This is a genomic window from Bacillus sp. FSL E2-0195, assembly GCF_038003645.1.
In the GTDB taxonomy this organism is placed as follows: domain Bacteria; phylum Bacillota; class Bacilli; order Bacillales; family Bacillaceae_G; genus Bacillus_A; species Bacillus_A mycoides.
Map to the genome: position 1 here is coordinate 1,285,888 of NZ_JBBOPN010000001.1, position 11,467 is coordinate 1,297,354.

An 11,467-nucleotide genomic window follows, 5' to 3' on the forward strand; every position below is an offset into this window, starting at 1 on the left:
CATATTGTGAACGCAGATTACTCTGCTGTACCACCAGGTGAAGATGAAGAATCCTTTTCATCCTTTTCTGGAGAAGTAGAAAATGGAAAGAATGCATTGGTGTATAACGTGAAAAACGTCCGCAACATATTTTGATAATGTTCAAAAGAAGTCGCACATGTTGTTAAATATTGCTCTCCATATTCTGTTAAAGAATAAATTCGTTTCGCTGGCCCGCCTTCGCTTGTATCCCAAGTAGAAGAAATAAGATTTTCTTTTTCTAATTTGCGTAGTGTCCTATACACATTACCTTGGTCAACAGAAGAAAAGCCGATGTCCATTAGCATTTGAATAAGTTTGTAACCATGAAGACTCCAGTCTTTTAGACAGAGAAGTAAGAAAGGAACTAAGAAGTTTTTTGGCATGGAGTTTGGTTGTTTCGCTTGGTTTTTTTCCAAACTTTCTGGGTGTTCTGGTTCATTATGTAGCATGATTGTGCATCACCTCATGAATCAGTTAGATGGAATTTTTTGCTTATAAGTGCAATTTACACCTATCTGTTTTTAATGTCAATACATTTGTTAGAAAATAAAGAAAAATAAAATATATACTTGAAGTTTTATTCGGAATATTAGAAAATAGTGAATAGGTTGAATTGTTTCAAAAACGAAAAAGGGAGTGTAGTCGAAGTGATTGATCAAAAATTCGATCCATTGCAAGCATGGAAAAATGCTTATGAACAAACCGAAACATTTTGGGGAAAAGCGCTCAATGAAACAATTAAAACAGAAGAATATTCTGCTTGGATGGGCAGCGTTCTAGATTTGAATTTGTTTTATCAAAAAGCATTAAATGATACGACAAAAAATTATTTAGAACAGGTGAATGTGCCGACGAGAGAGGATATCGCTAGAGTAGCTACGCTTGTTATTAACTTAGAAAATAAAGTTGATAACATCGAGGAAATTCTAGAAGAGAAAGTGGATTCATTAGGACAAGCTCCTACATTAAAGCGTGATGTTACGAAAGTAAAACAAGATATGCGCACGTTAGAAACGAAAGTTGATCAAATTTTAGAATTGCTAGAAAAGCAAAATGCAGCACTAGCTAAACTACAAGTACCTGTAAAAGAAGAAGTAAAGCCTGTAAATAAGCCAGAAAATAAAAAATGATAATCGCGTTTGTTTATAACTTGTAAAAGAGAGAGGGAGAATCTCTTTTCATGTATAAACAACGAAACATAATTAATATATGGACTCAATTAGTATGAGTACCAAAATGATTCATAACAATCGTTCACAAATTCATTTAAGGGGGAAAAGAAATGGTTCAATTAAATGGCAAAGTAGCAATCGTAACAGGTGGGGCAAAAGGAATTGGAAAAGCAATTACAGTAGCATTAGCAGAAGAGGGAGCAAAAGTAGTTATTAACTATAACAGCAGTAAAGAAGCAGCTGAAAACTTAGTAAATGAATTAGGAAAAGAAGGACATGACGTTTATGCAGTTCAAGCGGATGTTTCTAAAGTAGAAGATGCAAACAGACTTGTAGAAGAAGCTGTGAATCATTTTGGTAAAGTTGATATTCTTGTTAATAATGCTGGTATTACAAGAGATCGTACATTCAAGAAGTTAAATCGTGAAGATTGGGAGCGCGTAATTGACGTGAACTTAAGCAGTGTATTTAATACGACAAGTGCGGTACTTCCATACATATCGGAAGCAGAAGAAGGAAGAATCATTAGTATTTCTTCTATTATTGGCCAAGCTGGTGGATTTGGACAAACAAACTACTCAGCAGCAAAAGCAGGTATGCTAGGATTTACAAAATCATTAGCGTTAGAACTTGCAAGAACAAATGTAACTGTAAACGCAATTTGCCCAGGATTTATTGATACTGAAATGGTAGCAGAAGTACCAGAAGAAGTGCGTCAAAAAATCGTTGCGAAAATCCCGAAAAAACGTTTTGGTCAAGCTGATGAAATTGCAAAAGGTGTAGTATATCTATGCCGTGACGGTGCGTATATCACAGGTCAGCAATTAAACATTAACGGCGGATTATACATGTAATGAAGTAAGAAAAAAGTGCATATCCATAGCAGGAATGCACTTCTTTTTTTAGAAAGAAATTGACCAAAAAGGAGATAGGAAAAATGACTACATTCGTAACGGAATGGGAAAAGCAATTGGAGTTGTACCCAGAAGAATATCGTAAAGCATATCGCCGTGTGAAAAGAGCGAGCGAAGTTTTATTACGCGAACCAGAACCACAAGTTGGTTTAACACCGAAAGAGGTTATTTGGACGAAGAATAAAACGAAGCTGTATCGTTACATTCCAAAACAAGAAAAAACACAGAGAGTTCCAATCTTATTAATATACGCTCTTATTAATAAACCGTATATTATGGATTTAACTCCAGGAAATAGTTTAGTGGAATATTTAGTAGATCGTGGTTTTGATGTGTATATGCTTGATTGGGGCACATTCGGTTTAGAAGATAGTCATTTGAAGTTTGATGATTTCGTGTTCGATTATATTGCAAAAGCAGTGAAAAAAGTAATGAGAACTGCAAAATCGGACGAGATTTCTTTACTTGGTTATTGCATGGGTGGAACGTTAACATCTATTTATGCAGCGCTTCATCCGGACATGCCAATTCGTAACTTGATTTTTATGACAAGTCCTTTTGATTTCTCTGAAACAGGATTATACGGTCCTTTATTAGATGAGAAATATTTCAATTTAGATAAAGCGGTTGATACATTCGGAAATATTCCGCCAGAAATGATTGATTTCGGAAATAAGATGTTAAAACCAATTACAAACTTTGTCGGTCCATATGTTGCTTTAGTCGATCGTTCAGAAAATGAGCGCTTCGTCGAAAGTTGGAAATTAGTTCAAAAGTGGGTAGGCGATGGTATTCCGTTCCCAGGTGAATCGTATAGACAATGGATTCGTGATTTTTATCAAAATAATAAATTAGTGAAGGGTGAACTCGTTATTCGCGGACAAAAGGTAGACCTTGCAAATATTAAGGCGAATGTCTTAAATATTTCTGCGAAGCGTGATCATATCGCTCTGCCATGTCAAGTAGAAGCTTTACTTGATCATATTTCTAGCACAGATAAAGAGTATGTATGTTTACCGACAGGACATATGTCTATTGTGTATGGTGGAACGGCTGTAAAGCAAACATATCCGACGGTTGGAAATTGGCTTGAAGAGCGTTCTAATTAAAGAGAAGAAATCCAACTAGCGTATGTTAGTTGGATTTTTTTATGGAAAATGACGAAACATAGAAAGGAGAAAATTACATGGTAGGAGTATAATATATGAAGCTTATGACTGGTAAGTTGTTTTGGAGTGCTGGAGTTTCTGTACCTTGTTATCCAACGTTAGAAAATGATATGATATGTGATGTACTAGTAATTGGAAGTGGAGAAGCAGGTGCTCATATAGCGTATTCGTTAGCTAAAATTGGAATGCGTGTTATGCTCATTGAAAAAAGAGCAATTGCATGTGGTAGCACAGCTGCAAATACAGGATTATTACAATTTGTTCATGATAAATCGTTAACCTCTCTTATTCATACATTTGGTGAAGAGAAAGGGGTACGAGCATATAGACTTTGTTATGAAGCGCTGCAAACAATGGAGAAGGTTGTGCCAACTCTCGATATTGATCCCCATTTTATTCCGCGAAATAGTTTGTATTATGCAAGTAGAGATGAGGATGTTTCATTTTTACAAGAAGAATATAATACGTTACGCCATTATGAATTTCCGGTTGAATATTTTACAGAGTCTGATATTAAGAAACGTTATTCATTTGCAAAACAAGCAGCGTTATATACAAGCGGTGATGCAGAAGTGAATCCGTATTTATTAGCGCATAGTCTTTTGCATAAAGCGAAACAAATGGGCGCTACTATATACGAACATACAGAGGCATTACATATTAAACAAATCCAAAATGATTTAATTTGTTACACGAAAACAGGAAATAAAATTGTAGCAAAGAATATTATTATGGCGACAGGTTATGAAGCAATTTTTGGAAAGAAAGAAAAAAATACAACAGTAGAAACGTCTTATGCCGTTGTGACAAATAAGATAGATTATTTTGAAGGCTGGCATGAGCAATCGTTAATTTGGGAAACAGCACGTCCGTATTTGTATAGTCGAACGTATCAAAATCGCATTGTTATAGGCGGATTAGATGAGGCGCTGAAAATTCAAAAAATCGGCGATACGAAATTATTGCATAAGCGTGATCTTCTTATTAACATTGTAAAAGAAATGTTCCCGCAGTATAAAAATATACGGGCAGAGTACTATTGGGCAGCAGCATTTGGTGGCAGTCATGACGGTCTTCCTATTTTAAAAGAAGATAAAAAAATACATAATTTATATTACGCACTGCCGTATGGGGGAAATGGAACTGTATACGGAATGGTATTTGCGAAACTATTTCAGCAGTTATTTACAAATGAAGAAAGTGATGATTTTTCTTTATTTAATCGATAGAAAAAAGGTAGCGAAGTGATGGAATGAGAGATATAAAAAAGTTTTTACAAAAGTTACGTCCCGTACAACTTATCGTTGTATTTTATTTACTAGCAGTAGTCGTATCGGTAATTTTGCTTAGTTTACCATTTGTTACGAAGCCTGAAGTGAAATGGACATTTATCGATGCACTATTTACATCTGTTAGTGCGGTAAGTGTTACAGGACTGTCTGTTGTTACGATTTCAGATACGTTTACAACGGCAGGAATTATTGTTTTAGCCCTTATTTTACAATTAGGCGGATTAGGAATTATGGCGCTTGGTACATTCGTCTGGATTATAACGGGGAAAAAGATTGGTTTGCAAAGAAGAAGATTAATTATGGCAGACCATAACCAAGGGAATTTATCGGGCCTTGTAGAATTGATGCGTTCTATTTTAATTGTAATTATTTCGATAGAACTCATTGGAGCAATACTGTTAGGTACAAGGTTCTTACTATATTTCCCGACTTGGCAAGAAGCTTATTTTCACGGTTTCTTTGCCGCTGTGAGCGCAACAACGAACGGAGGATTTGATTTAACAGGACAATCACTTATTCCGTACAAAAAAGATTATATTGTTCAAATGATTCATATGTTGCTTATTATTTTAGGAGCTATCGGTTTCCCAGTGTTAATGGAAGTAAAACAATTCCTTAGTAAAAGGCGACAACAACTATTTCGCTTTTCGTTATTTACAAAATTGACGACAACGACATTTTTTGTACTCGTTATTGTTGGAACAATTATGATTTTTCTATTAGAACGAAATCATTTTTTAGTAGGAAAGTCATGGCATGAAACTGTATTTTATACATTATTCCAATCTGTGACGACGCGAAGTGGAGGACTCGCTACAATGGACATACGTGAATTATCACAACCAACGCTTTTATTTATGAGTATATTAATGTTCATTGGGGCATCTCCAAGTTCAGTTGGGGGCGGAATACGTACAACAACATTTGCAGTTAGTATATTATCGTTATATACATTTGCAAGAGGCGGGAGAACAGTCCGAGTTTTCAAACGTCAGCTACATGAAGAGGACGTGTTGAAAGCATCTGTCGTTATGACGATGGGGATTTTATTATGTGCCTCAGCGCTGTTCATTTTATCTATTACGGAAAATGTACCGCTTATGAGCTTAATCGTTGAAGTTTGTTCTGCTTTCGGAACGACGGGACTATCAACAGGTGTTACTCCTGATTTAACAACTGTTGGTAAACTTGTACTCATTGTACTTATGTTTATCGGACGCGTCGGTATTTTAACATTTATATTAGCTAGTGGCGGAAGAGAGCAACCGCCTCGCTATAAATATCCGAAAGAGAGAATTATTATTGGATAGTATGAAACCATTCTACCTATGTTAGGTAGAATGGTTTTTTAGTCGTTAATTCCGAATTGGGGATGCATAAAAGCATCATTTTTATTATCAACTTCGTTTTTAAGTAATTCTTGATTTTCTTCTGCAATCCATCCGATATCATTTGTAGGATGGATCCATTCTTCTCCAGCCATAATGGCAGGATCTACCTCATCACTCCAATTATTAAGAGGACTGTTAGTGGAATCGTATTTACTGTCTCCAATTACAACATCATATTGATTTATAAAAGGTTGTTGCATCTTTTTGCCTGTGCCTTTAAAAGAAGGAAAGTTCATTTGATGAGGGAGCGTCTCGTCTAAAATTGGCGATTGTATCGTTTCTTTTTCTTTCAAAGTAATCGCTCCTTTTTGTAATGGCTTGTTCGTATGTAGTATTTCCATTTATAAGCTCTTATGTACTTGTTAACACTTCCCAGTAATAATTACTGTAAGTTGTTTCAAACTAGAATAGAAAGTTATTTCGTGAGAGCAGGTGAATATGTTGGTAAAAAGAAAAGTAAAACAAAATGCAGCAATTAATAATAATAAAACTCCGAAAGAAAGCTTACCAGATGCAGAATTTGCATTAGAGTATGAAGGAGAAAATAGTGCGAAGTATGCAAATCGTAATTCAAAAAAAGGTAAACAAAAATGAGGCGTTTTTTACAAACGCCTCATTTTTTTGTGGGATTATAAAGGTTTTTTTAATTATTTGTAAATTTCACGTTTGATATTAGCAGAAAAATGCGAAAAAACATAGAAGTAGCAACGTATTACACAAAAACAAACAACAAACAAAAGATTAATGTTGGTTTAATACTGCTTTTACACTAGTTGTTTATATTAGAGTTGTACATAAGATTTGTAAAAGGAGAGAGAGACAGTGAAAAAAACAATCTTTAAAGCTGTAGCAACTGGAATGGTATTTTCGTTATTAATGGGGTGTGGTGCAAAGAAAGAAGAAAGTGCTGGAGCAAAAGTAAAAGATGATAAATTATCTGGATCATTAACTGTTTACACAGCGATTGAAGAAGAGCTTGTACCGATTTATCTTGATTCTTTTAAACAGAAGTACCCAGACGTGAAGTTGAACATTGTTCGTGATTCAACAGGAGTTATTACAGCGAAATTGCTAGCTGAAGGAAAAAATACACAAGCAGATGTTGTATGGGGAACTGCAGCGTCTAGTCTATTAGCTTTAGAGAAAAAAGATATGTTAAAAGGATACTCTCCAAAAGGAGCAGATCGTGTCCTTTCGCAATTTAAAGACGATAAGAAACCAGAAAAATGGGTAGGAAATACTGCATTTATGACGGGGATTGCTGTAAATAAAGAAGAATTGAAGAAGAAAAATTTACCGATGCCAGAATCATATGAAGATTTAACGAAACCAGAATATAAAGGAACGCTAGTTATGCCGCATCCGGCTTCTTCTGGAACAGGATTTTTAACAGTTTCTGCATGGCTACAAATTATGGGAGAAGATAAGGGCTGGGATTACATGAAGAAACTTCATGATAATATGGCAACTTATACTCATTCAGGTTCAAAACCAGCGAAATTAGCAGGTGCAGGTGAATATCCAGTTGGTGTATCAATGGTTTATAGTGCTTTGAAAGAGAAACAAAAAGGTGCACCAGTTGAAGTTGTACTGCCGAAAGAAGGATTAGGCTGGGAAGTAGAAGCGAACGCACTTATTAAAAAAGATAATGCTAAAAATGATAAATTAGCGCAAGCATTTTTAGATTGGGCAATTACAGATGATGTAATGAAGTTATACTTCGAGAAAAATGGATTTGCGACAATTAAAAATGATTATAAACTTCCAGATGGATTCCCTAAAGATGTGACAGAAAAGTTATATAAAAAGAATGACTTTAAATGGGCAGCAGAAAATCGTGACAAAATTTTAGAAAAATGGGAAAAAGAGTTTGGCCAAAAAGCAGAACCGAAAAAGTAAGTGAGTGGGAGAGAGAAAAATGAGCGAATATTTATCAATTCAACACATCCAAAAACAGTTTGATGCATTTACAGCGTTAAAGGATATTTCTTTTACTGTGAAAAAAAATGAGTTTGTTTGTTTATTAGGCCCAAGTGGTTGTGGGAAAACGACATTGCTCCGAATTTTAGCGGGGCTAGAAGAGGCAACAACAGGTAGTATTGCTGTGAATGGAAAAGATATTACAGCATTACCACCTGGAAAGAGGAACTTCGGAATGGTTTTTCAATCGTATGCATTATTTCCGAATTTAACTGCACTTGAAAACATTGAATACGGCTTAAAAACAAAAAAATATGGAAAAGCAGAAGTAAAAGAAAAAGCGCTATCGGCGTTAGAACTTGTGGATTTGCTGAATGTAAAAGATAAATATCCTGCTCAAATGTCTGGTGGACAACAGCAGCGAGTAGCACTTGCACGTGCGCTCGCTCTGTCTCCCGATATTTTGTTACTTGATGAGCCGTTATCTGCTTTAGATGCAAAAGTGCGTGAAAAGTTGCGTAGAGAAATGCGTGATTTGCAAGAAAAAGTGGGAGTAACAACTATTATGGTAACGCATGATCAAGAAGAGGCATTAACGATGGCTGATAAAATTGTTGTAATGAATCATGCGGAAATTATGCAGATTGGAACACCAGAGGAGATTTATCAAAGACCAGCCAATCCGTTTGTGGCAGATTTTATTGGTTCTATTAATTTCTTTTCGAAAAATAACGAAGAACATGCGATTCGTCCTGAACATGTAACAGTTGTACAAAATAATGGTATTAAAACAGTTGTAGAAAGCATGGAATTTCGCGGTTCTGTATACCGGACGGAAGTGCGGGTCATAGAAGAGAAAACACACCTTTATAATGAGAAAATTGTAGTGGATATATTGGCATCAGAAGTAGAGGAAACTGCTATTAGAAAAGGAAAGCCAATTCAAATCTCTTTCTCAGAAAATCATATGTTGTCATATGGAAAGAAGGTCATTGTATAGATGGAGATGTTAGAAAACTTTAAGGCAGAAAGTACAAAAAAAAAGATTAAGAGACGTATCGGTAAAGAAGAGTGGATACAAAGACTATTAATTATTGGTATGCTTCTTTCATTTTTTATCATGCTTGTATTGCCTTTATTACAACTGTTTACACAAGCCTTTTATGATAAAGATGGAGCTTTTGTTGGTGTTGCGAATTTCAGTAAATATTTCACAACACCAACGCTAGTTCAATCACTACAAAATACGATATGGATTTCGGGCGCTACAACAATTATTTCGGTTACACTTGCTTTCGCTTACGCATATGCGATCGCTCGTACAAATGTTTTTGGAAAGCGCGTATTTCAATACATAGCATTATTACCATTATTCGCACCAACGATGATGCACGGTATTGCGCTTACATATTTATTTGGTAATCAAGGGTTAATAACAAAAGGAATGTTTGGTTTATTTGAAGGAATACAAATACCGTTATACGGACCAGTAGGAATTGTAATGGCTGAAGTTATGTATACATTTCCGCAAGCATTCCTTATTTTATTAATTGCTCTCCAAGGTTCTGATTATCGTTTATATGAAGCTTCTAATATGTTGGGTGCAAGTAAAGTGAAACAGTTTTTTACGGTTACTTTACCTAGTGTGAAATACGGATTAATTAGTGCGATGTTCGTTGTATTTACACTTAGTTTCACTGATTTTGGGGCACCTAAAATTGTTGGAGGACAATATAACGTACTTGCTACTGACGTATATAAGCAAGTAATTGGACAGCAAAATATGTCCATGGGCGCAACTGTCGGAATGATTTTATTGATCCCAGCTATTTTCGCATTTGCAGTTGATCGTATTACGCAAAGAAAACAGGCGAATCTCTTATCTTCAAAAGCAGTACCTTACAGAATAATAAATAATAAGAAAAGAGATGTTATTTCATTCGTATATTGTAGCATAGTCACGTTTATGATCATTCTTTTATTTGTGGCAGTTGGTATTGCTGCAAGTGTGAAAGTATGGCCATATAATATGAGTTTTACACTTGAGCATTTTAATTTTTCAAGTTTGACAGGAGACGGAATTGAAGCATTTAAAAATAGTGTAATTGTCTCAGCTATTACGGCAGTTATCGGGGCGATTTTAACATTTGTGTTCGCTTATGCGATTGAAAAAATAGAACAGCTACAGTTTTTCAGAAAAGTAGGCTACTTTTTCTCTATTGTACCGTTAGCGATTCCTGGATTAGTACTTGGATTAGGATATGTCTTTTTCTTTAGTCAACCAACAATTCAAATTCTAGGACTTTCAGTAACAAATCCGTTTCATTCCTTATATGGCACAATTGCTGTTTTAGTATTAGTAAATATCATTCATTTTTACTCTGTAACGTTTGTTACCGCAACGACTGCTTTAAAGAAACTAGACCGAGAGTTTGAACTTGTTTCACAGTCGATGAGCGTACCGTTTTATAAAACTTTCTTTCGAGTAACAGTACCGATGTGTTTACCAGCTATTTTAGAAATGGTTATGTACTATTTCGTAAATTCAATGGTGACTGTATCGGCAGTAGTGTTCTTATATGCGGCTGATTTTAAACTAGCTGCTGTATCAATTGTAAATATGGACGATGCAGGAAATGTAGCACCAGCAGCTGCAATGAGTGTACTTATTGTTGTTACAAATATTGTAGTGAGGGTTGTATATGAATGGGGAACGAAAGCACTTCGTAACCGAACGTCACAATGGCAAAAAAGATAAGTAAGAAGGGTGATGGATAGAATGAAAATTGAAGCAGTTATTTTTGATTGGGCAGGTACGACAGTTGATTACGGATGTTTTGCACCATTAGAAGTATTCATGAAGATTTTTCATAAACGCGGTGTTGAAATTACAGCAGAAGAAGCTCGCAAACCAATGGGGTTATTGAAGATTGATCATGTTAGGGTATTAACGGAAATGCCCCGTATTTCGAATGAGTGGAAGCATGTCTTCGGACAATTACCAACAGAAGAAGATATTCATGAGATGTATGAAGAGTTTGAAGAAATTCTCTTTGCTATTTTACCGTACTATGCCACGCCAATTGATGGGGTAAAAGAAGTGGTTTCTTCACTACGTGAAAGAGGTATTAAAATTGGATCAACAACTGGTTATACGAGAGAAATGATGGACATTGTTGCAAAAGAAGCAGAAATACAAGGGTATAAACCTGATTTTCTTGTGACGCCAAATGATGTTCCAGCAGGTCGTCCATATCCGTGGATGTGTTATAAAAATGCGATGGAACTCTGTGTATACCCAATGAATCATATGATAAAAGTTGGAGACACAGTGTCAGATATGAAAGAGGGCAGAAATGCTGGAATGTGGACAGTTGGTGTAATCCTCGGTAGTAGTGAGCTCGGTTTAACGGAAGAGGAAGTTGAGAATATGGATCCGTTAGATCTTCGTGAAAAAATAGAAGTAGTTCGTAATCGTTTCGTTGAAAATGGGGCTCATTTTACAATTGAAACGATGCAGGAGCTCGAAAACGTAATTGAACATATTGAGAAACAAGAACTTATTATTTCATAAAGGGGGGCACACGA

Annotated in this window: 12 protein-coding genes; 10 read left to right on the plus strand and 2 right to left on the minus strand. The window is 35.6% G+C overall.

The features are described from left to right. Nucleotides 1–17 precede the first annotated feature (17 nt). Nucleotides 18–470, minus strand: a complete 453-nt coding sequence (gene phaQ, locus MHH59_RS06595; protein ID WP_000903018.1) for a poly-beta-hydroxybutyrate-responsive repressor — start codon at nt 468–470, stop codon at nt 18–20. Between the two features lie 198 nt (nt 471–668). Here phaQ and phaR point away from each other — a divergent pair, with 198 nt between their 5' ends. The 5 genes from phaR (at nt 669) to MHH59_RS06620 (ending at nt 5,878) form a co-directional block, all read left to right on the plus strand. After that, nucleotides 669–1,151: a polyhydroxyalkanoic acid synthase subunit PhaR gene (gene phaR, locus MHH59_RS06600; RefSeq protein ID WP_340850980.1), complete on the plus strand. Its 483-nt coding sequence runs from the start codon at nt 669–671 to the stop codon at nt 1,149–1,151. A gap of 152 nt (nt 1,152–1,303) precedes the next feature. Beyond that, nucleotides 1,304–2,047: an acetoacetyl-CoA reductase gene (locus MHH59_RS06605; RefSeq protein ID WP_000250406.1), complete on the plus strand. Its 744-nt coding sequence runs from the start codon at nt 1,304–1,306 to the stop codon at nt 2,045–2,047. Between the two features lie 83 nt (nt 2,048–2,130). Next, the gene (gene phaC, locus MHH59_RS06610) at nt 2,131–3,216 is read left to right on the plus strand and encodes a class III poly(R)-hydroxyalkanoic acid synthase subunit PhaC (RefSeq protein ID WP_002011573.1); all 1,086 of its coding nucleotides are present in this window, start codon (nt 2,131–2,133) and stop codon (nt 3,214–3,216) included. 95 nt (nt 3,217–3,311) lie between these two features. Further along, entirely contained in the window at nt 3,312–4,505 is a 1,194-nt protein-coding gene (locus tag MHH59_RS06615) for an NAD(P)/FAD-dependent oxidoreductase (protein ID WP_215564145.1), read from the plus strand. 23 nt (nt 4,506–4,528) lie between these two features. Continuing rightward, entirely contained in the window at nt 4,529–5,878 is a 1,350-nt protein-coding gene (locus MHH59_RS06620; RefSeq protein WP_002126155.1) for a TrkH family potassium uptake protein, read from the plus strand. Between the two features lie 38 nt (nt 5,879–5,916). On the opposite strand, the gene MHH59_RS06625 is transcribed toward MHH59_RS06620, so the two are convergent. Next, the gene (locus MHH59_RS06625; RefSeq protein ID WP_002011568.1) at nt 5,917–6,300 is read right to left on the minus strand and encodes a DUF3905 domain-containing protein; all 384 of its coding nucleotides are present in this window, start codon (nt 6,298–6,300) and stop codon (nt 5,917–5,919) included. 97 nt (nt 6,301–6,397) lie between these two features. Here MHH59_RS06625 and MHH59_RS06630 point away from each other — a divergent pair, with 97 nt between their 5' ends. From MHH59_RS06630 to phnX, 5 genes are all read left to right on the plus strand, one after another. Further along, nucleotides 6,398–6,553: a hypothetical protein gene (locus MHH59_RS06630; RefSeq protein WP_002011566.1), complete on the plus strand. Its 156-nt coding sequence runs from the start codon at nt 6,398–6,400 to the stop codon at nt 6,551–6,553. A 228-nt stretch (nt 6,554–6,781) separates the two neighbouring features. Next, on the plus strand, nt 6,782–7,858 hold the full coding sequence (locus MHH59_RS06635; RefSeq protein ID WP_002030507.1) for a putative 2-aminoethylphosphonate ABC transporter substrate-binding protein: 1,077 nt from the start codon (nt 6,782–6,784) through the stop codon (nt 7,856–7,858). Nucleotides 7,859–7,877: 19 nt separating this feature from the next. Beyond that, a complete protein-coding gene (locus MHH59_RS06640) occupies nt 7,878–8,879 on the plus strand; it encodes a putative 2-aminoethylphosphonate ABC transporter ATP-binding protein (protein ID WP_002086828.1) in 1,002 nt (333 codons plus the stop codon). Continuing rightward, the gene (locus MHH59_RS06645) at nt 8,880–10,637 is read left to right on the plus strand and encodes a putative 2-aminoethylphosphonate ABC transporter permease subunit (protein WP_002126162.1); all 1,758 of its coding nucleotides are present in this window, start codon (nt 8,880–8,882) and stop codon (nt 10,635–10,637) included. It abuts the gene before it with no gap. Nucleotides 10,638–10,658: 21 nt separating this feature from the next. Beyond that, entirely contained in the window at nt 10,659–11,453 is a 795-nt protein-coding gene (gene phnX / locus MHH59_RS06650; RefSeq protein WP_002186358.1) for a phosphonoacetaldehyde hydrolase, read from the plus strand. Nucleotides 11,454–11,467: the final 14 nt, after the last annotated feature.

What these genes read in the sequence shown, in the direction of transcription:
- phnX (WP_002186358.1), top strand. Translation starts at nt 10,659, where the DNA reads ATGAAAATTGAAGCAGTTATTTTTGATTGGGCAGGTACGACAGTTGAT.
- MHH59_RS06630 (WP_002011566.1), top strand. Translation starts at nt 6,398, where the DNA reads ATGTTGGTAAAAAGAAAAGTAAAACAAAATGCAGCAATTAATAATAAT.
- MHH59_RS06620 (WP_002126155.1), top strand. Translation starts at nt 4,529, where the DNA reads ATGAGAGATATAAAAAAGTTTTTACAAAAGTTACGTCCCGTACAACTT.
- MHH59_RS06615 (WP_215564145.1), top strand. Translation starts at nt 3,312, where the DNA reads ATGAAGCTTATGACTGGTAAGTTGTTTTGGAGTGCTGGAGTTTCTGTA.
- MHH59_RS06605 (WP_000250406.1), top strand. Translation starts at nt 1,304, where the DNA reads ATGGTTCAATTAAATGGCAAAGTAGCAATCGTAACAGGTGGGGCAAAA.
- phaQ (WP_000903018.1), bottom strand. Translation starts at nt 470, where the DNA reads ATGCTACATAATGAACCAGAACACCCAGAAAGTTTGGAAAAAAACCAA.
- MHH59_RS06625 (WP_002011568.1), bottom strand. Translation starts at nt 6,300, where the DNA reads ATGGAAATACTACATACGAACAAGCCATTACAAAAAGGAGCGATTACT.
- MHH59_RS06645 (WP_002126162.1), top strand. Translation starts at nt 8,880, where the DNA reads ATGGAGATGTTAGAAAACTTTAAGGCAGAAAGTACAAAAAAAAAGATT.
- phaC (WP_002011573.1), top strand. Translation starts at nt 2,131, where the DNA reads ATGACTACATTCGTAACGGAATGGGAAAAGCAATTGGAGTTGTACCCA.
- MHH59_RS06640 (WP_002086828.1), top strand. Translation starts at nt 7,878, where the DNA reads ATGAGCGAATATTTATCAATTCAACACATCCAAAAACAGTTTGATGCA.